The organism is Arthrobacter sp. U41, assembly GCF_007679325.1.
In the GTDB taxonomy this organism is placed as follows: domain Bacteria; phylum Actinomycetota; class Actinomycetes; order Actinomycetales; family Micrococcaceae; genus Arthrobacter.
In genome coordinates this window covers 913,305-937,190 of the sequence record NZ_VEGI01000001.1, presented here as the reverse complement: position 1 = coordinate 937,190, position 23,886 = coordinate 913,305, and the positions used below count along the sequence as shown (strand labels likewise).

Sequence of the window (23,886 nt, the reverse complement as noted above, 5' to 3'; positions counted from 1 at the left end):
CGTTGGTGCGCGGCCTCTGTCGTCGGTTCGCGCGGCCGGCCGCACAGGGCCTGGCGCCGTGCGGCGGCGTCCGGGTACCCTGCCGAAATTCGGGCAGGATTCCTGAAGATAATGATGAGTTCCGCCGGTTCGTGTAAATTTTGTGTCTCATCTCACAAGATGTAACGATTCACCTATTGGTTGTCTGGTTGAATCGAGGCATCAGGACAGCGTGCCGCCCTCCGGGTCGTTCCAAGTACGTCCGGGCGAGCACCAGTACTCATCGAACAGAAAGTTCACAGATGGCAATGAACAAAAAGGCCCTGCAGAGCGCCATCGCGCTCGCCGGGGTATCCGCCTTCGCACTGACCGCCTGCACCGGCCCCTCCGGCGGCGGAACGGCGACCGGCAGCGCGGCCGGCGGAGGCACCATTACGTACGGCACCACCGACAAGGTTGTTACCCTCGACCCGGCCGGCTCGTACGACGCCGGTTCTTTTATGGTGATGAACCAGATCTATCCGTTCCTGCTTAACGCCAAGCCGGGCACTGCTGACTCCACTCCGGACATTGCCGAGTCGGCCTCCTTCACAAGCCCCACCGAATACACCGTCAAGCTCAAGCCCGGCCTGAAGTTCGCCAACGGCCACGCACTGACGTCCTCCGACGTGAAGTTCTCGATCGACCGCGTCGTCAGCATCGCGGATGACAACGGCCCGGCCTCCCTGCTGGGCAACCTCGACTCGGTCACCGTCAAGGACGACACCACGGTGGTCTTCAAGCTCAAGGCCGGTAACGACCAGGTCTTCCCGGGTGTCCTCGCAGCCAACGCAGGGCCGATCATCGACGAAGAGGTCTTCCCGGCGGACAAGCTGATGACCGACGACGAAATCGTCAAGGGCAAGCCCTTCGCAGGTCCTTACACGATCGAGAGCTACAAGAAGAACGAGCTCGTCGGCCTCAAGGTCAACCCGGACTACCAGGGCCTCCTCGGAAAGCCCGCCAACGGCGGCGCCACAATCAAGTACTACGCCGATTCGAACAACCTCAAGCTGGACGTCCAGCAGGGCAACATTGACGTTGCCGGCCGCAGCCTGACGGCGACCGACGCCGCGGACCTCGAAAAGGACTCCAACGTCAAGGTCCACAAGGGCCCGGGCGGCGAGCTGCGCTACATCGTGTTCAACTTCGACACCATGCCGTTTGGCGCCAAGAGCGCCGACGCCGATCCCAAGAAGGCCCTTGCCGTCCGGCAGGCCATGGCGCACGTCATCGACCGTGACGCGATCGCCAGCCAGGTCTACAAGGACACCTACGTGCCGGCCTACTCCGTCGTGCCTGACGGCTTCGTCGGCGCCATCCAGCCGCTCAAGGAAATGTACGGCGACGGAAGCGGCAAGCCCAGCCTCGACAAGGCCAAGCAGGTCTTCGCTGACGCGGGCGTCACCGCTCCGGTCACCATCAAGCTCCAGTACAACCCGGACCACTACGGCAAGTCTTCGGGCGACGAGTACGCCATGGTCAAGGAACAGCTGGAGAAGACGGGCCTGTTCAAGGTCGACCTGCAGTCCACCGAGTGGGTCACGTACTCCAAGGACCGGACGGCCGATGCCTACCCGGTGTACCAGCTCGGCTGGTTCCCGGATTACTCCGACGCCGACAACTACCTCACGCCGTTCTTCGTCCCCGGCAACTTCCTGAAGAACCACTACGAAAACCCGGCCGTCACCGACCTGATCAGCAAGCAGCTGACCACGGTCGACAAGGCCGAGCGTGAAAAGGTCATCGGCGAGGCCCAGACCGCCGTCGCCAAGGACCTCTCCACGTTGCCGCTGCTGCAGGGCGCCCAGCTGATGGTCGCCGGCAAGGACGTCAAGGGCGTAGACCAGACCCTGGATGCTTCCTTCAAGACCCGCCTGGGTGTTATCTCCAAGTAGGTCCATTCCCCATCCGGTTCTGACCAGCCAACGAGGCGGGGCGCCCACACGGCGTCCCGCCTCTGGTGCTGATACAGGACAACCGATTCCGCAGCCCACGAAGCTCCCGGAAACACACATTTAGGTACCAATGACAACACTTATCGAGGCGCCGCCAACCGACGGCGAAGGCCTCCTGCCGATGAAGAAAAAATCGACCGGCGGGGGACTGGGCCGATACATCTTCATCCGGTTCTTCCTGATCTTCCCGACCATCCTCATCCTGGTCACCATGGTGTTCTTCCTGATGCGCACCACCGGCGACCCGATTACCGCTGCCCTGGGCGGCAGGCTCCCGCCGGAACAGCTCGCGGAGAGAATCACCGCCGCCGGCTACGACCGGCCCATTTTTGTCCAGTACTTCGAGTACCTGGCCCAGCTCTTTACCGGCAACTTCGGCACCACCCTTTCCGACAACCGCCCGGTTGCGGAGATGCTCGCCACGTACGGCGCAGCCACCCTGGAACTGACCATCAACGCCCTGCTGGTCGCCCTGATTGTGGGCATCCCGCTCGGACTGATCGCCGCGCACCGGCGCGACAAGGGTCCGGACGCCGGGCTGCGCGTCTTCGCGATCCTCTGCTACGCCACACCGGTCTTCTTCTCGGGCCTGCTCTTCAAGCTGACGTTCTCGGTCTGGCTCGGCTGGCTCCCGGTCGCCGGACGCGCGACGCCCGCCACCGAGCTCGCCCTGACCTCGCTGGAGGCCCCCACGGGCATTTACTGGCTGGACTCCATCCGCAGCGGCAACATGGCCGCCCTGGCCGACGTCATGGCGCACGCCGTCCTGCCTGCCCTCGCCCTCGGCCTGCTGACCGCCGGCATCTTCCTGCGCCTGGTCCGGACCAACGTGATCGGCACGCTCGGCAAGGACTACGTCGAGGCCGGCCGCTCCCGCGGTGTCAGCGAATACCGCCTCCTGACCAAGCACGCCTACAAACCGGCCCTCATTCCCATCATCACCGTGATGGGACTCCAGATCGCCGTCCTGCTGGGCGGCGCGGTGCTGACCGAGACAACGTTCGAATGGAAGGGCCTGGGCTTCCAGCTCGCGACCTACCTGACAGCCCGCGACTTCGTGGCTGTCCAGGGCATTGTGGTCCTCCTTGCCGTGATCGTGGCCGTGACCAACTTCTTCGTGGACATTGTCGCCGCGCTGATCGACCCCCGCGTGAGGTACTGATATGAGCACCACTGCCGTAATTGAACCCGCCAAGGACCCCCGGGGACCCTGGTTCCGGCGCCTGCCCGTCATCTCGCACTTCAACAAGAGCGTCGGACTGCAGCGGGCCATGCTCGTGGGAGGGCTCGTCCTCACCGCGCTCTTCCTGCTGACGGCGATCTTCGCGCCGCTGATCGCGCCCTTCGGCTTCTCCCAGATTTCCGATGCCGACGGCAACTTCCCGTCGCAGCAGGCACCGGGCGGGAAACACCTCTGGGGCACCACGGTCGGCAGCTACGACGTCTTCTCCCGGGTCGTGTGGGGGGCCCAGACGGCCGTCCTCGTGATTATCGTGGCCGTGGTCATGTCGATCTTCATCGGCGTGATCCTCGGCCTGGTCAGCGGCTACATCGGCGGCTGGCTGGATCGGACCCTCGTGGTGATCGCGGACGCCATCTACGCCTTCCCGCCCCTGCTCGTGGCCATCGTTATGGCGATCGCCATCAGCGGCGGCCGTTCCAGCCTTTGGGGCGGCATCCTTGCGGCGGCGATTTCCATCACGGTGGTCTTCATCCCGCAGTACTTCCGCGTCATTCGGGCCGAGACCATCCGGCTCAAGGCGGAACCGTTCGTGGAGTCGGCGAAGGTGGTGGGCGCCTCCAACATCCGCATCATGCGCCTCCACGTCTTCAAGAACGCCACCCGCACCCTGCCCCTGATCTTCACCCTCAACGCCTCCGAGGCCATCCTCACCCTCGCCGGCCTGGGTTTCCTGGGCTTCGGCATTGAGCCGACGTCGGCCGCGGAGTGGGGCTTCGACCTCAACAAGGCCCTCGCGGACACCACGTCCGGTATCTGGTGGACGGGTGTGTTCCCGGGCCTTGCCATTGTGCTCACCGTCCTCGGCCTGACCCTGGTCGGCGAGAGCATCAACGACCTCAACGATCCCCGCCTGCGGGGCCGCAAGAAGGCTGTCTCCGGCAAGAGCGGCCCGGATTCCACCACCGGCGCCCAGGCGGCACTCGACGCAGAAGTGAGAAGTTCATGACCATCAACATCGACAAACCCGGCACGGGCGCCGGCCCGGTCCTCGACATCGACCGCCTCAAGGTCACCTTCGCCACTGACGCCGGTGACGTGTACGCGGTCAAGGACGTCAGCCTGCAGGTCAACCCCGGCGAGGTCGTGGCGATCGTCGGCGAATCCGGATCCGGGAAGACCGTCACCGCCAAGACCATCCTCGGCCTGCTGCCGGAAACCGCCGTCAGTTCCGGCGCGGTGCTGATCAACGGCAGCAATGTCATCAGCGTCAGCCCGGCGAAGCTCCGGGAGATCCGTGGCCGCGACGTGGCCATGGTCTTCCAGGAACCGTCCACCGCCCTGAATCCGGTCTTCACCGTCGGCTGGCAGATCGCCGAAGGCATCCGCTCCCATGCCGGCCACGGAGGAGGTGCGCGGGTCAGCGCCAAGGAAGCCAAGACCCGCGCTATCGAGGCGCTCCGCAAAGTGGGCATCCCGGACCCGGAAACCCGGGTCAACTACTATCCGCACCAGTTCTCCGGCGGGCAGAAACAGCGCGTGGTTATCGCCGCGGCACTGGCCCTGAACCCGGGGCTCATTGTGGCCGACGAGCCGACCACCGCCCTGGACGTCACGGTGCAGGCAGAAATCCTCGAACTCCTGCGGGACCTCCGGGACCAGTACGGCACCTCGATCGTGCTCATCACGCACAACATGGGTGTTGTGGCCGACCTCGCCGACCGTGTTGTGGTGATGTACCGGGGCGACGTCGTCGAAGAGGCCTCCGCGCGGGTGCTGTTCGCCGAACCGAAGCAGGACTACACCAGGAAGCTTTTGGCAGCCGTCCCGCACCTGGGCCGGAATTCCGCCTCCGAAGGCATGACCGAACGGGCGCACCAGGGCGGCAAAGTCCTCGTTGAGGCCCGGAACCTGACCATCGAGTACCCCGGCCGGCTGGGAAGCCCCGCCTTCAAAGCCGTGGACGGGGTCAACTTCACCCTGTCCGAGGGGGAGGTGTTCGGCCTCGTGGGGGAGTCCGGCTCGGGCAAGACGACGATCGGGCGGGCCATCGCCGGACTCAACCGGACCACCGGCGGCAGCCTGAAAGTCCTGGGCTACGAAATGCTCAACCTGAAGGAGCGCACGTTCAAGCCGTTGCGCAAGGAGATCGGGTTCGTGTTCCAGGACCCGGCCGCGTCCTTCAACCCGCAGCTGACCATCGGGGACTGCATTGCCGAGCCCCTGATCATCCACACCAAGCCGACCCCGGCCCAGGCCCGGCAGCGGACCCGGGAACTGCTGGAAGCCGTTCAGCTGCCGGCCGCTTACGCCGACCGGTTCCCGCATGAGCTCTCCGGCGGTCAGCGGCAGCGCGCCTCCCTCGCGCGGGCGCTCATCCTGAACCCGAAGCTGCTGATCGCCGACGAGCCGACGTCGGCCCTGGACGTGTCGGTGCAGGCCGTGGTGCTGGAGCTGTTCAAGGAAATTCAGGCTGAATTTGGCTTTGCCGCCCTGTTCATCAGCCACGACCTCGCCGTCGTCGACATCCTGTCGCACTGGGTTGGGGTGCTCTACAAGGGCAAAATGGTGGAACAGGGGCTCGGGCACCAGGTGATGGGCAACCCGCAGCACGAGTACACGAAGAAGCTGATTGCCTCGCTGCCGGTACCGGATCCGGACGAACAGGCCCGGCGCCGGGAGGAATTCCGCGCCGTGCTCCACGGCTAGGCCCCTCCGGCGACTGCCCGAAGGGACATGCCCGCCGTTCGCTGCGAACGGCGGGCATGTCCCTTTGCGCACCCAGTCAAGATGCACAGGTGGGCTCGCCGGGCGGGCCCCGGACGGCGCTTAACAGCAGAAATGATTAGCGCCGGTGCCCCTAGACTGGGTCAATGACCGAGCAGAACCAGACTCATCCTGAAGCCGATTCCTATGACCCCGAGGCCAGTTCGCTGGCGGGTCAGGTGGATCCCGCGGTGATGGCGGAGCTGTTGTCGATCCGCTCCAGCATCGACAACATCGATGCCACCCTTGTCTACCTGCTCGCCGAGCGCTTCAAGGCGACCCAGAAGGTCGGATTCCTGAAGGCGACGCACAAGCTTCCCGCCGGAGACCCGGGCAGGGAGACGGCCCAGATCGCACGGCTGCGGCGCCTGGCCGCGGAGGCCCACCTGGACCCGGCGTTCGCTGAGAAGTTCCTGAATTTCATCATCGGCGAGGTCATCCGGCACCACGAGGCCATTGCCGAAGGCCACGAGGCGGCTCTGGCGGCCGATCATGAGGCCACGCAGTCCCTGCGCCCCCGGCCCGCCGGTGAAGCAGCCGGACCCGCCGGCCCGACCGTCTCCGCCACCGCCTAGCCGTGGCCGCACCTCAGGCAGCGCCGTCGGAACAGGTCACCGCCACCGCCCTGGGCACCTGGCCCGGCGAGGACCCGGTGGAGGCCGCGCGCATCATCCGCGGTGAGCTGGGCAGCCCGCACCTGCCCTTCCTTGCCGAACTGCCGGACCGGGGCGTCGGATCCGACGCGCTCGGCCGGACCGCGTCCCTGCTGGTGGATCTCTCCGTGGACGTCCAGCCCTACGGCTGGCGGATCGTGGACCGACCCGGCAAGGACGTCAGGAGGGCAAGCTCGGCACTGAGCACCGACATCAACATCCTCGCCGACGTGATCGGCGCCGAGGAAACCCCGGCGCAGGACATCAAAGTCCAGCTCCGGGGCCCGCTCAGTCTCGCCGCGGGCCTGCATCTGCACAACGGCGAGCGTGCCCTGATCGACCACGGTGCCCGGCGCGACCTCGCGGCCTCCCTGGCAGCGGGTGCCGGCGGCTACCTCAGCCGCGTGGCCGCCGCGGCGCCCGGGGCCCGCATCGTGGTCCAGATCGACGAACCGGAGATCGCCTCGGTGCTGGCCGGCACCATTCCCACATCCAGCGGCTACCGCACCCTGCGCTCCGTGCCGGGCAGGGAAGCCACCGATGCCTGGCAGCTGGTCATCGATGCCCTGCGGGCGGCCGGCGCCGTTGAGGTGGTGGTCTCCGTCCCGGAAGTGGAGGCGCCCTTCGACCGGATCCTGGCGGCCGGGGCGGACGGGATCGCCGTGCCCCTGCGCGCCCTGACCTCGCGCCAGTGGGAAACCCTCGCCGGCGCGGTGGAGGCCGGCAAGCGGCTGTGGGCCGGTGCCCTCGATGTCTCCGACGCCGCTGCTGCGCCGCCGCGGGTCGCCGACGTCGTGGAAACCGTCTGGCGGCCCTGGCGCCAGCTCGGCCTGCCAGCCTCGACCCTCAGCACCGTGCGGGTCACGCCGTCGGGCGGGCTGGCCGGGCATTCGCCGTCGTCCGCGACCGCGGTGCTGGCGCGGCTGACCCAGGTCGCCGACGGCCTCAACCAACTCGCGCTCGGCTAGGGCCGGGCCGGCACGTCGTCATTTGCCGCCTCAGCTGCGGCCTTCCCAGCGGTCCGGCCGGGCGCGGTCCGGAAGGTATCCCGGGGCCGCCTGGCCGCTGGGGTACGGTTCCAACCGGTAGTCGAAATGCCCGGCATAGACCAGGACCAGCCCCAGCTGCGGCTGGATCACTTTCACCTGGATCCTGTGCTTTCCTGCCGGGCCCTCGTCCGGAGACCACCACTGTTCGGCGTAGGCCTTGGCGTCCAGGGCGGCCGGCAGGGGGATCCGCAACGGTCCCAGGAAGAGCCGTGAGGCCTCTGAAACTCCCCGGAGCCTGCCCCCGGCGGTGATGCTGAGGTTGAGGTCCGTGACAAGCCGCCTGTACCGCCCGACGTAGTCCACCAGGCCGTGCCGGGTGCCGGAGTCATCGAAGCTGGTGGTGTCGTGGAACAACCGGGTAATTCCGGGGAAAAAGATCTCGCGCCGGGCGGTGAGGCTGGAGCGGCCGAACGGGTCCACGTGGGCGTGGTTCTCGATCCGGAACCGGATGCCCTCGCCGTACTCCGGGAAAAACGACTCCTCGCCGCTGGCCAGGCGCAGCAGCGGGCGGAGCCACTTCTGCCGGCAGCCAACCACCTCGAAGACGCCTTCGCCGACGCCGTAGTGGCCGGAACCGGGTGCCAGTGCGAAGTACTCCTGCAACTCCGGCTGCAACCGGGCAAAGTCAGCGCCGAGCGCACGCTCGTAGATTGGGGTGCTCACAGAATCCTCCTGGGTGACTGACCGGTTGGCGGGCTCCTGCCAGCATGCGGCACCGGCGGCGGTTTGTCACAGCGCCGCCGCGGGGCGCGGGGAGCGCTCCGGACACCACCGGCGCCATGCCCGGGCGCCGGTGAATACGACAAAGCCATTTCAATAGGGGAATATATACATATGAAGGCACGCATTCTGGTAGTGGACGATGACGAGGCACTGGCCGAGATGATCGGTATTGTGCTGCGCAATGACGGGTTCGAGCCCGTCTTCTGCGCTGACGGTGCGCAGGCAATGGACGTGTTCCGCTCCGCCAAGCCGGATCTCGTACTGCTGGACCTGATGCTCCCGGGCATGGACGGCATTGAAGTGTGCCGGCAGATCCGCGCCGACTCCGATGTGCCGATCGTGATGCTCACCGCCAAGGCAGACACCTCCGATGTGGTCCGCGGCCTCGAGTCCGGCGCCGATGATTACGTGCCGAAGCCGTTCAAACCGGCCGAGCTCGTCGCCCGGGTCCGGGCCCGGCTCCGGCCCGGCGACCAGAAGGCGCCGGAGACGCTGCGCATCGCCGACGTCACCATCGACGTTGCCGGCCATCTCGTCAGCCGCGGCACCGAGCGCATCTCGCTGACACCGCTGGAATTCGATTTGCTGGTGGCCCTGGCCCGCAAGCCCTGGCAGGTGTTCACCCGGGAACTCCTCCTGGAGCAGGTCTGGGGCTACCGGCATGCCGCCGACACCCGGCTGGTCAACGTCCACGTCCAGCGGCTGAGGTCGAAGATCGAACGCGACCCGGAAGCCCCCGAAGTTGTATTGACGGTCCGTGGTGTCGGCTATAAAGCAGGATCCTGATCCGTCGGACGGCCGCCCCGGAAGCGGTCCGGGTCCGGTGAAAGCCCCCGTGGACGGGGCCGCTGCCGGGATCGCCGCCCGGACGTCAGTTGATCTCCGCGAGCCGGGCCGCGCCGCGCCCGCTTCCGATGCACCTGCCGCCGGCACTCCGGTGACAGGTGCACCCGGCGCCCCCACGCCCGGCACGGCAGCGCCCGACGCTGTCGAACCCGGCACAGTCGCCCCCGACGCCGTCGAACCCGGCACAGTCGCCCCCGACGCCGTCGAACCCGGCAGAGTCGCCCCCGACGCCGTCGAACCCGGCCCAGCGACAGGGGCCCCGCGCCGGAACGGTCCGGCCGCCCGCTGGCACACCACACGCTTCCGCACCCGGCTCTGGGTGAAGCGCGCCCGGATCGTAGGCGTGCGGGTAGCGAGGCTGGTCCGGATCGGAGTCGCCGGCCTGCTCCCGGGCCTGCACTATCTGCTCCGCTCAGTGCACCGCAAGTGGCGGCGGTCATTGCAGTTCCGGACGGTGCTGACCACGCTGCTGCTGGCAATCCTGTCCTTCGCCGTGGTTGGCGCGTACCTGTCGAACCAGATCGCGAACAACCTCTTCCAGGAGCGGCTCGTCCAGGCCGAATCGGAGACGCGCTACAACGTCAAGCAGGTCCAGGACACCTTCGACGGCGCCCAGGTCACCGATCAGTCCAGCGTCATCACGCTCGTCTACGACACCCTGAACGCAGTCGAGGGCCGCGGCTCCGTGATCCAGAGGCGCTACGTCTTTGAGGCGATGCCGGACCAGACCAAGCCCCGCAACCGCTGGGTCGAGTCGCGCGCCTCGGACCAGCTCACCATCAGCGTTATCCCGCCCGAACTGCGCAAGTCCGTACAGGATTCCGGCAAGGAGCAGTTCTGGGCCTCCACGGAGTTCCCGGTAGGCACCGAGGATCGGCCCGGGATCGCCGTCGGCAACAAAGTCACCTTCAACGGCACGGTCTATGAGCTGTATTTGATCTACGACCTGAACACCGCACAACAGACGCTCGACGAGATCCAGAACGTGCTGCTGGCCGGCGGCGCCGTGCTGGCGCTGCTGATCGGCGCCGTGGCCTGGTATGTGACCCGGAACGTCGTCAGCCCGGTCAGCCACGCCGCCGTCGTGTCCGAGAAGCTCGCGGCGGGGCAACTGCAGGAACGCATGGTGGTCAAAGGCGAGGATGAGGTGGCCCGGCTCGGTGCCTCCTTCAACCACATGGCCGCCAGCCTGCAGGAACAGATCACCCAGCTGGCCACCCTGTCCCAGATGCAGCAGCGGTTCGTCTCCGACGTCTCCCATGAGCTGCGGACCCCGCTCACCACCGTGCGGATGGCCGCAGAAGTGCTCTACGACGCACGCGAGGACTTCGACCCCATCAACAAGCGTTCCGCGGAGCTGCTCTACAACCAGGTGGAGCGATTCCAGTCCCTCCTGGCCGACCTGCTGGAGATCTCCCGGTTCGACGCCGGCGTGGCAACGCTCGACGCCGAACCGGGCGATATCGTACAGCTCGTGTCGCATGTGATGGAGGGCGTCGCCCCGGTGGCCGCCGAGTACGGTTCGGCGGTGAGCCTCAATGCGCCGTCGGACAGCATTATCGTGGACATGGATGACCGCCGGATCGACAGGATCCTGCGCAACCTCATTCTGAACGCCCTGGAACACGGCGAAGGCCGCCCGGTGAACATCTCCGTGGCCGCCAATGACGACGCTGTGGCCGTCGCGGTCCGGGACCACGGCATCGGCATGACGTCCGCGGAAGCGGCACGGGTGTTCGACCGCTTCTGGCGCGCCGACCCGGCGCGTGCGCGCACCACGGGAGGCAGCGGCCTCGGACTGTCCATCGCCGCAGAGGACACCAAGCTCCATAACGGCTGGCTCCAGGCGTGGGGCAGCAGGGGCAGCGGTGCCAACTTCCGCCTCACCCTCCCGCTGCGCCAGGGCGAGTCCATCACGAAATCCCCCCTCCAGCTGGAGCCGGTCGACGTCGGACTCCACGGCGGGGGCAGCGCACGGACCATGCTGCTGCTGGACCACTCGCCGGCCCCCCGCGCCGACAGCGCGGACCAGGGCGCCGGCAGCGGGTCCGGCACGCCCGGTGCCGGCACAGCCGGTGCCGGCACAGCCGGTGCCGGCACCACGGACCCCGACACGGCGCGAACCGGAACGAAGGAGGGGTCATGAGCGGTGCCTCACGCAAGGCCACCCGCGCCGCGGCAGCGCTGCTGGCGGTGCTGCTGTTCCTGCTGACGTCGTGCGCGCAGATCCCGCGGTCGGGCCCGGTGGGGAAAAGCAAGGATGAGAGCGCGGGGAACCCCAATAACGCCCCTGTCTTCTTTCCGACCGCGCCGCGTGCCGGGGCCAGCCCGGAAGCGGTGATCGAGGACTTTTATCTCGCCGGCAGCGGCTACGAGGACGACTACGCGGTGGCACGCCAGTACCTGACGCAGGCGTCGTCGGTGACCTGGAAACCGGACCAGCGGGTGCTCGTCTTCCGCTCCGCGCGTGTGGTGCCCACCGGCGTCGAAAACGTCTTCAACTATGAACTGGACGTGTCCTATTCCGTCGACGCGGACGGGGTGGCCACCCAGCTGCCGGAAGGAACCAAGGAGAACATCCCCGCGACGCTGACCCAGGTGGACGGCGAATGGCGGATTGCGGAGCTCCCGGACGGGACGGCGATCCCGGAAGAGACCTTCAAGGTCATTTACGGCGCGTACCCGATCTACTTTTACGACCCTACCTTCACCTACGCCGTGCCAGACGTCCGATGGTTCATCAAGAAGAAAACTGTCAAGGCCATGACCAGCGCACTGCTCGGCGGTCCGGCCCCTTATCTCAAGGGCGCCGTCGTCAGTGCCTTTCCCTCGGGCATCAAGCTGGCCCGGGAATCGGTCCCTGTGGTCTCCGGTGCGGCGCAGGTTGACCTGACGGCGGAGGACCTCGTGGAGGCCTCCAACGAGGACAGGCTGCGGATGCAGACGCAGCTTGCCCTCACTTTCCGCAGCCAGCCCGATGTCATCAACGTCGAGCTCCGCGCCAATCAGGATCTTGTGCGTGTGGAGGACAACGGTTCGGTGCTCCCGCCGGTCCGGGACAAGAACGTGCCCGACCGCCAGATCGCGGTGAGCAACAACGGCCTGGTCCGGTATGAGAACAACAGGATCTCGCCGCTCCCGGACATCCGGTCCGTCGTGGCCCTGGCGCCCCGGTCTCCGGCGGAGTCCCCGGTCTCACAAGCGGCGGCCTTCCTCAACGCCCGCGGCGGCACGCTCTACTCGATCGTGCCCGGCCAGCCCGCCAGGGCGCTCAACAGCCGGGACACCCTTACCCGTCCCTCTTTCGACCGGTACGACTGGGTCTGGACAGCCGGGCCTGGAGCCAAGGGCGCGACGGAACTGATCGCCTTCCGGCCCGTCGGTGTGGCCGCAGGCGCCGGCGTTCCCAGTGTGACCGTGTCGCCGGCCTGGCTTGCCGGGCGGTCCGTCAAGGAGTTCCGGGTCTCACGTGAGGGCACCCGCGCCCTCATCATCACGGAACAGGGCGGCAAGAGCAGGGTACAGATCGCGGGCATCGTCCGGGCAGCGGACGGCACACCCAAGGACCTGACCGAGCCGATGACCCTGCTGGCGACGAACAACCCGGACCAGGGCGTGTGGGTGGACGACACCACAGTGGCCGTCATGCGGGGCTCCGCCAGCGCAACAGTGACTCCCGAACTGCTGTTCCTCACCTCGTCCCAGCCGCAGCAGCTGGCACCCTGGCCCGGACTGACGGCGCTCAGCGCAGGCAACGGCGCAGACGAAATCTACGCCCAGTCAACGGAAGGGATCTTCCAGCGGCTCGGCAACGGCTGGTCCCCGCAGATCAAGGGACCGATCGATCCGTCCTATCCGGGCTAAGGGAACCATCATGCCCGGGCGGGACTGACGGCCGTTCTCCACATGGCGTTCCCAGGGCCTCCCGCCGCGGGCCGCGCCGGGAGAACCTTGGTAGGTGGTGAGTCCCAAACAACTGCGCGACGGCGTGCCGCGGCGGGCCGCAGACCCTGACCTGTCTCCGGCGCCCACGGCTGCAGCACGGCACCGTGGCGGCTACCGGCAGCCCCTGGCACGCCTGGCGGACGCGGCCGCGGCGGCCGCGGCCGACGTCCTGGCACTCGCCGCGCCGGTGGACTGCGTCTGCTGCGGGGCCGAAGACCGCGCGCTCTGCGGCGGGTGCGAACGGCAGCTCCGGCTGCTGATGCGCGCACCGTTCCGTGCAGAAGCGCAGGCCCCTGCCCTGATGGCGGTGGACGGCTCGGTGCTCCTGCCGGTCGTGGCTGCCGGCCCCTACCGCGCGGAGTTGGCGCAGGCGGTGCTCTCCTTCAAAAAAGACGGCCAGGGGCAGCTCGCCGGGGTGTTGTCCAAAGGCCTGGCCGGGGCTATCAGGGCCGCTGTCGGGGAGTCTCCGGGACTGCTGCTCGTACCGGTCCCCACGAGCAGCAGCGCCTACCGGAGAAGGGGGTTCAGCCCGGTCCATGTGCTGCTCGGCAGGGCAGGGCTGCACCGGGCGCCGGCAGCGGGCCTGCCACCGGGCCCCTCCACCGTCCACGCCCTCCGGAAGACCGGCCTGCGAGCCCGCGCCGGACGTGCCGGGGGAGCGGGGTTGCCGGTGCTGACAGCCGGTTCCCGCTACCGTCTGCCCGGGCCGCGCGGAGCGGCGGGGGGACAGAAGGCGCTGGGCCGCGGGGACCGCGCGCAGCGGGTGCGCGGGTCCATGCGGGTCCGCCGCGGACTCTTCGCGCCGGCGCGGACAGCCGTGCCTCATCGTGGACGACGTCCTCACCACCGGTGCCACGCTGGCCGAGGCGGCCCGGGCGCTGCGTGCTGCCGGGGCGCTGGTGAGGGGCGCCGTCGTCCTGGCCGCGACACGCCCGCCGGTCGCGCTGGACATCGGCCCGGCTGACCGCGACATGGCAGGGAACCGGCCCGTCAACGAAAAAAATAAACCAAAAAAGGATGAATAAGAGGTGTCTATGAACTAACGTCGAAGATGGGTACCAAGAACAGATGTACCTGTCGATAGCGGCTCGGAAAGGGGCTCGACTGTCAGTCAGAACAGCCCCAGGAAGTGCCGCCGTCGTGTCACCGAAGTCATTTGGAGGGCACCATGGAGTTCATGATCAGCGGACGCAATTTGACGGTCTCGGACCGGTTCCGCGAGTATGCCGACGAGAAGGTCTCTAAGATCGCGTCGCTGGGGGACAAAGTCCAGAGGGTGGACGCAAAGGTTTCCAAGGAGACCAAGGCCCGGCAGACCGATGAGATGCTCACGGTTGAGCTGACTGTCCTGGGCCGTGGCCCCGTGATTCGTGCCGAAGCCAGCGCCGCAGACAAATTCGCCGCGTTTGATCTTGCGTACAACAAGCTTCTTGAACGCCTGCGCCGGGCGAAGGACCGCAAGAAGGTCCACCATGGCAGGCACACCCCCAAGTCCGTCACCGAGGCGACGGCAACCCTTGAGCCCGCGAGCACCAGCGAGCCCATCTACGAAGAGGCGAACCACTGGCTGGAACCCAAGGAGGATGCCGCCGAAAAATCGCCCTATGAGGTTGAGAACGATATCCCGGCCGGAGACTCACCCGTGCTCATCCGCCGGAAGGTCTTCCCGGCGTCGTCCCTTACGCTCGACGACGCCGTCGACAACATGGAACTCGTGGGCCACGACTTCTACCTCTTCGTAGACAAGGAGACCAAGGCTCCGTCCGTCGTGTACCGCCGCGAGGGGTGGACCTATGGAGTGATCTCCCTGGACCAGACCTGTGAGCCAGGGGCGTCAGCGCTGGAAGAGAAGATTCTCGCCTACCGTTCCGAGGATGCGCCGGCCACCGCCTAAGCTGGTGCTGACCATCCAACGAAAGGACTGACGTGCAGGAAGTGCTGAGCCTCCCGCAGGCACGGCGAATCGCACTGGCAGCCCAGGGATTAGACAAAGTACGGCCCGCCGGACCCGTCACAGCACGGGCGGTGGGCCGTACTTTTGCCCGTTTGCACCTGGTGCAGATCGACTCCGTCAATGTGTTGTCGCGGAGCCACTACCTGCCGTTCTTTTCCCGCCTGGGGAACTACGACCGCGCCATCCTCCAGCGAATGGCGGGCACCCACCCGCGCCGCATGATGGAGTACTGGGCCCACGAGGCCAGCTTCATCCGTCCGGACCTCTTCCAGGACCTGGTCCTGTGGCAGAGCCGGAAATGGGTGGGGGCACACGCCATGGACCCCGAACTGCGCAGCGGTGTCGCCGCCAGGGTGCTCGAAGCGCTCGCCGCCGGCCGCCCGATGACCGCCGCCGAACTCACAGCCCGCCTGGGCCACGTGGAGGATCGGCAGCAGGACAACTGGGGGTGGAACTGGAACGTCGTGAAGCGCGTCCTTGAACACCTCTTCGAGGCCGGTCTCATCTCGGCATCGTCCCGCACGGAATCCTTCGAACGGCGCTACACCCTTACCGCGAGGGTCCTCCCCGAACTGCCGCACGACGATCCGGGTGCTGCGGGTAACACCGACGCCGGTCAGGATCAGGCGGCCGCGCTGGTCCGCCTCATCGATGCCGCTGCCCGCGCCCACGGAATCGGCACGCTGCGGTGCTTTGCTGACTACTTCCGGACACCCCTGCGTGCGTCGGCCGTTGCTGTGGAGCACCTTCTCGACGCCGGCCGGCTGCGACCCGTCACCGTTCCTGGCTGGAACAAAACCGTCTATCGGCACGTCGAGGCCAGACTCCCGCGCACGGCCACGGGCCGGGCGCTGCTGAGCCCCTTCGACTCGCTGGTCTTCGAGCGGCGGCGCCTCGAGGACCTCTTCGGCTTCCACTACCGCATAGAGATCTACACCCCTGAGCCGAAGCGTCGGTTCGGCTACTACGTGCTGCCGTTCCTGCTGCGCGACGGAATCGTGGCCCGCGTCGACCTCAAGGCCGACCGGGCCAACGGGCTCCTCCTGGCGAGGGCGGCCCACGCGGAGCCGGGCGCTCCGGACGACACCGCCGTCGAACTCGCCGCGGAACTGCAGATCATGGCAGAGTGGCTGGAACTGGACGGGGTTATCGTTTCCCCGAAAGGGGACCTGGCGGCGGCGCTCGCGGACGCCGTGGCCAAGGCAGGAAGCGGTCTATCCGCTCTGAGGGAACAGGCGTAACCGGCCCTGCGTCTCTCCCGTAGACTAAACACGCCAGAATTCGGCAGCTTGAGACTGGGAGCAACTTCACGTGGCATCACTTATCGAAAAACTTCTCCGCACGGGTGACAAAAAAACCCTGAGGCAACTGCGGAACTATGCCGATTCCATCAATGCCCTTGAAAGCTCCTTCCAGACCTTCACCGACGCTGAACTGCGTGAGGAGACCGACCGTCTCCGCACACGCCACGCTGACGGCGAGATGCTGGATGACCTCCTGCCCGAGGCGTTCGCCGCCGTCCGCGAAGCCTCCTCCCGCACCCTGGGCATGCGCCACTTCGACGTCCAGCTGATGGGCGGCGCGGCCCTGCATCTGGGCAACATCGCCGAAATGAAGACCGGTGAAGGCAAGACGCTCGTAGCCACCGCCCCGGCCTACCTCAACGCCCTTGCCGGCAACGGTGTGCATGTCATCACGGTCAACGACTACCTTGCGGAATACCAGTCGGACCTTATGGGCCGCGTGTACCGGTTCCTTGGACTGACCAGCGGCTGCATCCTCTCCAATCAGGACCCCGCCCTGCGCCGCGAGCAGTACGCCGCCGACATCACCTACGGCACCAACAACGAATTCGGCTTCGATTACCTGCGCGACAACATGGCATGGGACAAGTCCGAACTGGTCCAGCGCGGCCACAACTTTGCCATCGTCGATGAAGTCGACTCCATCCTCATCGACGAGGCGCGGACCCCGCTCATCATCTCCGGCCCCGCCCAGGGCGACACCAACCGCTGGTACAGCGAATTCGCCAAGGTGGTCACCCGGCTCAAGCCCGAGGAAGACTACGAAGTTGACGAAAAGAAGCGGACCGTCGGCGTGCTCGAGGCAGGCATCGAAAAGGTTGAGGACTACCTCGGGATCCACAATCTCTACGAGTCCGCCAACACCCCGCTGATCGGCTTCCTGAACAACGCCATCAAGGCAAAGGAACTCTTCAAGCGGGACAAGGACTACGTCATCCTCGACGGCGAGGTGCTCATTGTTGACGAGCACACCGGCCGCATCCTTGCGGGCCGGCGCTACAACGAGGGCATGCACCAGGCGATCGAGGCCAAGGAAGGCGTCGAGATCAAGGCCGAGAACCAGACGCTGGCCACGGTCACGCTGCAGAACTACTTCCGCATGTACGACAAGCTGGCCGGCATGACGGGCACCGCCGAGACCGAAGCCGCCGAGTTCATGAGCACCTACAAGCTCGGCGTCGTTGCCATCCCCACGAACCGCGACATGCAGCGGATCGACCAGCCGGACCTCGTGTACAAAAATGAGGCCGTCAAGTTCGACGCGGTGGTCAAGGACATCGCGGAGCGGCACGCAGAGGGCCAGCCGATCCTGGTGGGCACCACCAGCGTCGAGAAGAGCGAATACCTCTCCCGGCTGCTGGCCAAGGAGGGGGTCCGTCACGAGGTCCTCAACGCGAAGAACCACGCCCGTGAAGCCGCCATCGTGGCGCAGGCGGGGCGCAAGGGTGCCGTGACCGTGGCGACCAACATGGCCGGCCGCGGTACCGACATCATGCTCGGCGGCAACGCCGAGTTCACTGCCGTCGCCGAACTCGCCAAGCGCGGGCTGGACCCGGAAGAGAACTCCGAAGAATACGAGGCGGCGTGGCCGGAGGCCTTCGAAGCCGCGAAGCAGTCCGTCAAGGACGAGCATGAGGAAGTCCTGGGCCTCGGCGGCCTCTACGTGCTGGGCACCGAACGGCACGAATCACGCCGGATCGACAACCAGCTTCGCGGCCGCTCCGGCCGTCAGGGCGACCCCGGCGAGTCCCGGTTCTATCTGTCCCTGACAGATGACCTGATGCGTCTCTTCAATTCCGGCGCGGCAGAACGGCTGATGAACAGCTCCGTCCCGGACGACGTGGCGCTTGAATCCAAGCTCGTCTCGCGCGCCATCGCCTCGGCCCAGGGCCAGGTGGAGGGGCGCAACGCCGAACAGCGCAAGAACGTCCTCAAGTACGACGACGTCCTGAACCGCCAGCGCGAAGCCATCTACGGCGACCGCCGCCGAATCCTTGAGGGCGACGACCTCCACGAGAAGGTCCAGTACTTCCTGGAAGACACGATCACGGCGTTCATCGACGAAGCCACGGCGGAGGGCACCGGCGACGACTGGGACTTCAACCTGCTCTGGTCCAACCTCAAGACCCTTTACCCCGTGAGCGTCACGCCGCGCGACCTCATCGATGAGGCCGGTGGAAAGTCACGGATCACCGTGGACTTCCTCAAGGAAGAGATCCTCTCCGACGCGCGCCTTGTCTACAAGGCCCGCGAAGACGCCATTGGCCCGGAGAGCATGCGCGAGCTCGAACGGCGCGTGGTTCTTTCGGTCATCGGCCGCAAATGGCAGGAACACCTCTATGAGATGGACTACCTGAAGGAAGGCATCGGCCTGCGCGCGATGGCACAGCGCGATCCTCTGGTGGAATACCAGCGCGAGGGCTTCATCATGTTCCAGGCCATGATGGAGGCCATCCGGGAGGAAAGCGTCGGTTTCCTGTTCAACCTTGAGGTTGAAGTGACCCCCGCCGAGGACGTGGTGGTGGCGGACGAAACCGGCCAGCACACGGAACATCACGAGCCGCAGATCCGGGCGGCGGGACTGGAAGCACCCGAAAAGCCGGCCCAGCTGCAGTACACGGCCCCCGGGGAGGACGGTTCCGCCCAGACGCGTGTCGAGGCGAAGACGTCCGGACGCTCCGGCAACCCCGCCAAGGCGGCGGCGCAGGACTCCCCGCGCCGCGCGAACAAGAAGAAGCGGCGCTAGCCGGGCGCCTGTGGGCTGCTTCGCTGACGCGAGGCCCGACAGGCACCATATGAGAGCAAATGAAAGAGGACCGGAACATGTTCCGGTCCTCTTTCATTGCTGCTGTCTCCTCCTTCAGTCGCTTCCGTCAGTCAGCCCCCAGCGTGTTTTCCGGCCACAGTGTGCGGTTGCGGTCAACCGATTTCCAGCACCGTGACCCGCCAGGCCAGCCTGCTGCGCTCCAGCCTCAAAGCGACCGCCCGAACCCGCAAATCCTCAGCCACTACGGCGCTGGCTTCATAGACATCCGCGGATACCCGGCACGCCCGGACCGAGCGGACGGAAGGATTGCGGTGCAGCCGTCCTGCGGTGGGCGACGCGCCGCACGGAACCCTGCGGGTCAGTGCTGCCCGGTGCTGCAGGGCCGCGAGGCAGCGTTCGTCAAGCCTGCGGGCCAGCTGCTGCGCCGGCCGGGTGCCCGCCAGCACCTCGATGGCGGCCTGAACCGTGCTGCGGGAAATGGCGCATATCTCCCGCTCCTCGTCGGCCGCGCCCAGCAGTTGCGGCTCAACGGAACGAGTGTTCGCGCGGTCCGCCGGAGCTGCGCTGCCCTGGACCAGGCGCAACGGCGATGACGTGGACAGGCGGGGTTCCGCGGCGGCGCGGGGGCGGGGCATGGCGCTCATGGGGCTTCCTTTGCTGTTGTGGCTGGCTGGTGCGGATCACGGTGGCGCATGGAAATGCTGATGGTTTTCGGACTCAGGACATCGGCGGAACCCGGAGTACCTGGCCGGGCCGCAGCAGATGGGGATTATCGCCGATGATGTCCCTGTTGGCCCGGTAGAGCCGTGGCCAGTCCAAGGCGATGTCGACGTCGGAAGCGTAGGGACCCAGCCGGGCCGCGGACAGGCCCCATAGCGAATCCCCCGCGCGGACTGTCACCTCAAGTCCCCGGCCGGCGGGCTGCTGGAGGCGCCGCGGCCCGCCCGCCAGCGGGCCGGGTTCGATGACCGGGGGGAGCGGGCGCCACTGCGGATGGGCAACGGCCGGGGCGCCAGCCGCCGGCGGAGAGCCCGTGGCGGCCGGAGCCGGCGCCGGTGTCCATGCGCCGGACGCAGAGGGGGAAGGGGAAGCTGCCTCCGGCGAGTGCACGGTGGATTGAAACGGCACGGTGGACTGAAACGGCACGGTGGATAGTGACGGCATGATGGATAGCGACTCAACGGGGGATGCCGTGGCGAGCGGTGCGGTGAGCAGCTGGAGTCCGACGGCGGCCAAGGCGAGCCGGCGCATAAATCCGGGGGCGAACTTCCCGGCAGCCGAGGCGGCACGTATCTTTCCTGACCGTTGCAGGAGCGCCGCGGTGATGGCAATAGCCAGCGACATGACCCACCAGACCGTCACGATCAGTCCGGCCGTGTTCGCCACGAGGCCCAGCTGGTCTTCGAACCCAAGGGACTGGCGGCGCGCCGAGGAGGACCTCAGGCGCTGGACCATGCTGCCACCCGTGCCGGCGAGGAACAGCCCCAGCAACAACCCGACGGCGGCCATGGCCGTGTCGGCTCGAAGCACTTGCCGGGGTGTGGAACCGGGGGATGCCGCTGCTCTCATTCTCTGCCTGCCTCACATCGAAGTGGCTGTCATTAGATGCTGTTTGATGTCGTTTAATACTTTTGACAGTAGTTTGATCCTGTTATGTCCCTTTGTCTATAGCGGATGGGAAAGACTGTGGTTGACCGGCGAAGACCGCCGCGCCTACGCTGACGCATGCGCTGGGATGCCCTCTTTGACGATCTTGAGACTCAACTGGCCGCCGGGGAGCGCCGGGATCTCGACGCGGAAATCACGGAGCGCACCCGGATGGAGGAGGCAGCGGTCCAGCTCGCAGACAGGCTGCGCGGCTCGCTGGGACTGATGATTACGGTCCGGCTCGCGTCCGGGTCAACGTTCGAGGGGACCCTTAGCCACGCGGGCAGCCAGGCGCTGGTGCTGGACGAACCCCGGCATCAGGTGTTGGTTCCCTACGCGTCGGCAGTCCGTTACCACGGACTTTCCCGGCTGTCCGTACCCGAGCCGTCCAAGGTCCGCCAACGGCTCGGCCTGGCCAGCGCCCTGCGCGGCCTGGCCCGGGACCGCGCAGCCCTGGCTGTCCTGATTGCGGGCGGCCCGGCGGGGGAGACGACCCTCCACGGCGTGATTGACCGGGTGGGGCGCGACTACTTCGATTTGGCGGTCACCGGAGATGGCGAGGAGCGAAGGGCGGCCAACGTCCGGCAGTTGGAGACCATTCCCTTGGCAGCGCTGGCGGGAATCAGGTCGGCCCGGACTCCGGGCACCTAGGCATCAGACCAGAGGGCCGCCAGGGCAATGGCGGGACCGCCCGCGGCACGGCCGGCTCAGAACGGCCGGTTCAGCGGGTCTTGGACTTGGCCTCTTCGATCATCCGGCTTGCTTCCGCGTACCGCTCCTCGATGTACTGCTCGAGCATCTTCTCCTCGACACGCCACTGACCGCGGCCTCCCACCTGGATGGCCTTGAGTTCACCGCTGCGTACCAGTGCGTAGGCGGCCGGGGCATTGATCTGGAGCTGCTCTGCGACATCGGCCAGGGTCAGGAATCGGGGCATAACACCATTTTGCCACCGATGGCTCCATCTGAGGCTGTTATCCACAGTTTGCACTTCTTTGTTTCCGAGGCTTCCCGTCAGGGCGCTAAGGCGCAACAATGATGATGCCCGGTCAGCGTCGGGCGGCGACTACGGGGGGAGCAGGCGCATGAGTTCGAGCACGGTGGCCGGCGGGGCGCGGCTGAAGAAGCCTTCCTGGAAAGATCCCAAGCTCCTCGTTGGCATTCTGCTCGTCCTGGCCTCCGTCGTGGGGGTTGTTTCCTTGGTCGGAGCCGCGGACCAGACCGCCGAGGCATACACCGCCCGGGAAGCGATCGCGGTGGGAGAAAAGCTGACTGTGGACAAACTGAGCCGCGTGAGGGTCCGCCTGGGCGACGTCGAGCAGCACTATCTGACGCCGTCGAACGGTCTGGGGGAAGGGCTCGTTGCCATCCAGAGAATCGGCAAGGACCAGCTGGTGCCCCGCGGGAGCTTCGGGCAGCCGGACGGCCTGGACCGCAAGCCGGTCGCCGTCACCATCGAGGAGTCGTTGCCGTCCCAGGCGGTTGCGGGCTCCCGGGTGGACGTCTGGGTGGCGCTGCCGGACACCCGGAACGGCTTCAGCCAGCCGGCCCTGCTGTTGCCCGGCGCGGAAATTGCCCAGATCACGCCCGGCAGCAGCGCCCTGGGGTCCGCCCGGTCCACCGTCGTGATGGTGCTGGTTGCGGACGAGCAGATGCCGAAGCTGCTGGGCGCGCAAGCCAACAAGGCAAAAATCTCCGTGGTCTGGAACCCGGGCGGTGCAGGCCGGTGAGCATCCCGGTCGTCACCGTCGGAGACTCGCGCGAAGACCTGGTCGGCCGGCTGGAACGGCTCCACGGACCGGTATCCGTGGTGCGCCGGTGCAACGAACTGGCGGAACTTCTGGCGGCCTGCCAAGGCGGGCTGGCCCGTGCCGCTGTTGTGGCGGAGGGCAGCGAGGAACTGACGGCGTCGCTGGTCGACCGGCTGTCCGCCGTCGGCGTTGTGGTCCTCGCGTTGACCGACAACCCGGAGGAACAGGCCCGGCTCGGGGTCATCGGTGTGGCCGCCGAACTGACCGGGGTCGACGCCGCGGCCCTCGCCGGACGCATCGAGGCCGCTGTCGCAGTGCTTGCCGGGGCGGGCCCCCGGCTCCGGCAGGGAGGCAACCCGGGGCAGGCCGCAGGCGGTCCCGCGCCCGGACCGTCAAACGGAACAGCCGCGGAGGGGCCGGAGCGGTCCGCCGAGGGGCGGATCATTGCGGTGTGGGGCCCTGCCGGTTCGCCGGGCCGGACCATGCTTGCGGCCAATATGGCGGCAGAGCTGGCAGCCGAGGGAAATGCCGTGCTGTTGGTGGATGCCGACAGCTACGGTGCCAGCGTTGCTGCCATGCTTGGTCTGCTGGACGAGGCGGCGGGGCTCGCGCAGGCCTGCCGCCTCGCGGACCAGGGTCTTCTCGATGAGGAGGCCTTGCTCAGGGTGGCGGTGCCGGTGGTCACCAAAACCGGCACTTTCCATGTGCTGACCGGAATCACCCGCGCGGACCGCTGGACTGAACTCCGCGCCGCCGCCCTATCGCTTGTCCTGGCCAGGGCGCGGCAGGTAGCTGAGGTGATCGTCATCGATACCGGATTCTGCCTTGAATCCGATGAAGAGCTGAGCTTCGACACCATGGCGCCGCGCCGGAACGCCGCGACCCTGAGGAGTCTTGAGCTGGCGGACACGGTGTTCGCTGTCGGGGCAGCCGATTCGATTGGCGTCCCGAGGCTGGTCCGTGGCCTCGCCGAGCTGGAATCGGCCGTCCCGCACGTGTCCCCGCAGGTGGTGCTAAACAAGGTCCGCCAGTCCGCCGTGGGACGCGCCCCGGAGCGGCAGCTCCGCGAAGCGTGGGAACGGTACGGCCCTGCCGTCCCTGTGTCGGGCTTCCTCCCGGCGGATCCGGTCTCGACCGATGCGGCGCTGCTGTCGGGATCCCTCCTGCTGGAGGCTGCCCCGGATTCGCCCCTACGGCGGGCGATCGCCGCACTGGTTTGTGCACCCGTCCAGCGAAATCGCGGATCCTCTGTATTTTCTTCCACAGCGAAGCGCCGACCAAAGGACTAGGCTCGCCATGAGGGTCGCAACGAAGCGGCCGTGAAT

General features: G+C 67.1%; 20 protein-coding genes. 16 read left to right on the top strand and 4 right to left on the bottom strand.

Features of this window, described 5'->3' with window-relative positions; translation table 11 throughout:
* Positions 1-281 precede the first annotated feature (281 nt).
* From FS787_RS04255 to FS787_RS04230, 6 genes are all read left to right on the top strand, one after another.
* Positions 282-1,916 carry an ABC transporter substrate-binding protein gene (locus FS787_RS04255; RefSeq protein ID WP_144671039.1) on the top strand — a complete coding sequence of 545 codons (1,635 nt, stop codon included), beginning with the start codon at positions 282-284 and terminating at the stop codon, positions 1,914-1,916.
* A 130-nt stretch (positions 1,917-2,046) separates the two neighbouring features.
* Complete coding sequence (locus tag FS787_RS04250; protein ID WP_144671038.1) at positions 2,047-3,138, top strand: ABC transporter permease; 1,092 nt, start codon at positions 2,047-2,049, stop codon at positions 3,136-3,138.
* 1 nt (position 3,139) lies between these two features.
* Complete coding sequence (locus FS787_RS04245) at positions 3,140-4,165, top strand: ABC transporter permease (RefSeq protein WP_144671037.1); 1,026 nt, start codon at positions 3,140-3,142, stop codon at positions 4,163-4,165.
* Entirely contained in the window at positions 4,162-5,865 is a 1,704-nt protein-coding gene (locus FS787_RS04240; protein WP_144671036.1) for an ABC transporter ATP-binding protein, read from the top strand. The genes FS787_RS04245 and FS787_RS04240 overlap by 4 nt, the downstream gene beginning before the upstream one ends.
* A gap of 164 nt (positions 5,866-6,029) precedes the next feature.
* Positions 6,030-6,497 carry a chorismate mutase gene (locus FS787_RS04235; RefSeq protein ID WP_260982384.1) on the top strand — a complete coding sequence of 156 codons (468 nt, stop codon included), beginning with the start codon at positions 6,030-6,032 and terminating at the stop codon, positions 6,495-6,497.
* Positions 6,498-6,499: 2 nt separating this feature from the next.
* Positions 6,500-7,543, top strand: a complete 1,044-nt coding sequence (locus FS787_RS04230; protein ID WP_144671035.1) for a hypothetical protein — start codon at positions 6,500-6,502, stop codon at positions 7,541-7,543.
* Between the two features lie 30 nt (positions 7,544-7,573).
* Here the strand turns inward: FS787_RS04230 and FS787_RS04225 are convergent, their stop codons facing one another.
* A complete protein-coding gene (locus FS787_RS04225; RefSeq protein ID WP_144671034.1) occupies positions 7,574-8,287 on the bottom strand; it encodes a DUF4166 domain-containing protein in 714 nt (237 codons plus the stop codon).
* 171 nt (positions 8,288-8,458) lie between these two features.
* Between FS787_RS04225 and mtrA the strand changes: the two genes are divergently transcribed.
* The 7 genes from mtrA (at position 8,459) to secA (ending at position 19,142) form a co-directional block, all read left to right on the top strand.
* Positions 8,459-9,133, top strand: a complete 675-nt coding sequence (gene mtrA / locus FS787_RS04220) for an MtrAB system response regulator MtrA (RefSeq protein WP_056425831.1) — start codon at positions 8,459-8,461, stop codon at positions 9,131-9,133.
* A gap of 379 nt (positions 9,134-9,512) precedes the next feature.
* On the top strand, positions 9,513-11,339 hold the full coding sequence (gene mtrB, locus FS787_RS04215) for an MtrAB system histidine kinase MtrB (RefSeq protein WP_260982470.1): 1,827 nt from the start codon (positions 9,513-9,515) through the stop codon (positions 11,337-11,339).
* Positions 11,336-13,057 (top strand): LpqB family beta-propeller domain-containing protein, encoded by a 1,722-nt coding sequence (locus tag FS787_RS04210; protein WP_144671033.1) that lies wholly within the window; start codon positions 11,336-11,338, stop codon positions 13,055-13,057. Before mtrB ends, FS787_RS04210 begins: the two co-directional genes overlap by 4 nt.
* A 908-nt stretch (positions 13,058-13,965) precedes the next feature.
* The gene (locus FS787_RS18095; protein WP_260982383.1) at positions 13,966-14,163 is read left to right on the top strand and encodes a hypothetical protein; all 198 of its coding nucleotides are present in this window, start codon (positions 13,966-13,968) and stop codon (positions 14,161-14,163) included.
* A gap of 143 nt (positions 14,164-14,306) precedes the next feature.
* Positions 14,307-15,032 carry a ribosome hibernation-promoting factor, HPF/YfiA family gene (hpf, locus tag FS787_RS04200; protein WP_144671032.1) on the top strand — a complete coding sequence of 242 codons (726 nt, stop codon included), beginning with the start codon at positions 14,307-14,309 and terminating at the stop codon, positions 15,030-15,032.
* A gap of 32 nt (positions 15,033-15,064) precedes the next feature.
* Complete coding sequence (locus FS787_RS04195; protein WP_144671031.1) at positions 15,065-16,333, top strand: winged helix-turn-helix domain-containing protein; 1,269 nt, start codon at positions 15,065-15,067, stop codon at positions 16,331-16,333.
* A gap of 70 nt (positions 16,334-16,403) precedes the next feature.
* Positions 16,404-19,142 (top strand): preprotein translocase subunit SecA, encoded by a 2,739-nt coding sequence (gene secA / locus FS787_RS04190; RefSeq protein ID WP_144671030.1) that lies wholly within the window; start codon positions 16,404-16,406, stop codon positions 19,140-19,142.
* A 173-nt stretch (positions 19,143-19,315) separates the two neighbouring features.
* On the opposite strand, the gene FS787_RS04185 is transcribed toward secA, so the two are convergent.
* Both FS787_RS04185 and FS787_RS04180 read right to left on the bottom strand, forming a co-directional pair.
* Positions 19,316-19,807, bottom strand: coding sequence for an Rv3235 family protein (locus FS787_RS04185; RefSeq protein WP_144671029.1), 492 nt, complete (start codon positions 19,805-19,807; stop codon positions 19,316-19,318).
* Between the two features lie 73 nt (positions 19,808-19,880).
* Positions 19,881-20,693 carry a LysM peptidoglycan-binding domain-containing protein gene (locus FS787_RS04180; protein WP_186329087.1) on the bottom strand — a complete coding sequence of 271 codons (813 nt, stop codon included), beginning with the start codon at positions 20,691-20,693 and terminating at the stop codon, positions 19,881-19,883.
* A gap of 195 nt (positions 20,694-20,888) precedes the next feature.
* Here FS787_RS04180 and FS787_RS04175 point away from each other — a divergent pair, with 195 nt between their 5' ends.
* Positions 20,889-21,461 (top strand): hypothetical protein, encoded by a 573-nt coding sequence (locus tag FS787_RS04175; RefSeq protein ID WP_144671027.1) that lies wholly within the window; start codon positions 20,889-20,891, stop codon positions 21,459-21,461.
* Positions 21,462-21,531: 70 nt separating this feature from the next.
* Here FS787_RS04175 and FS787_RS04170 read toward each other — a convergent pair whose 3' ends face one another.
* Positions 21,532-21,747 carry a helix-turn-helix domain-containing protein gene (locus tag FS787_RS04170; protein ID WP_056425852.1) on the bottom strand — a complete coding sequence of 72 codons (216 nt, stop codon included), beginning with the start codon at positions 21,745-21,747 and terminating at the stop codon, positions 21,532-21,534.
* Between the two features lie 148 nt (positions 21,748-21,895).
* Here FS787_RS04170 and FS787_RS04165 point away from each other — a divergent pair, with 148 nt between their 5' ends.
* Positions 21,896-22,540 carry a hypothetical protein gene (locus tag FS787_RS04165; protein WP_144671026.1) on the top strand — a complete coding sequence of 215 codons (645 nt, stop codon included), beginning with the start codon at positions 21,896-21,898 and terminating at the stop codon, positions 22,538-22,540.
* The gene (locus FS787_RS04160; protein ID WP_144671025.1) at positions 22,537-23,850 is read left to right on the top strand and encodes a P-loop NTPase; all 1,314 of its coding nucleotides are present in this window, start codon (positions 22,537-22,539) and stop codon (positions 23,848-23,850) included. Before FS787_RS04165 ends, FS787_RS04160 begins: the two co-directional genes overlap by 4 nt.
* Positions 23,851-23,886 lie beyond the last annotated feature (36 nt).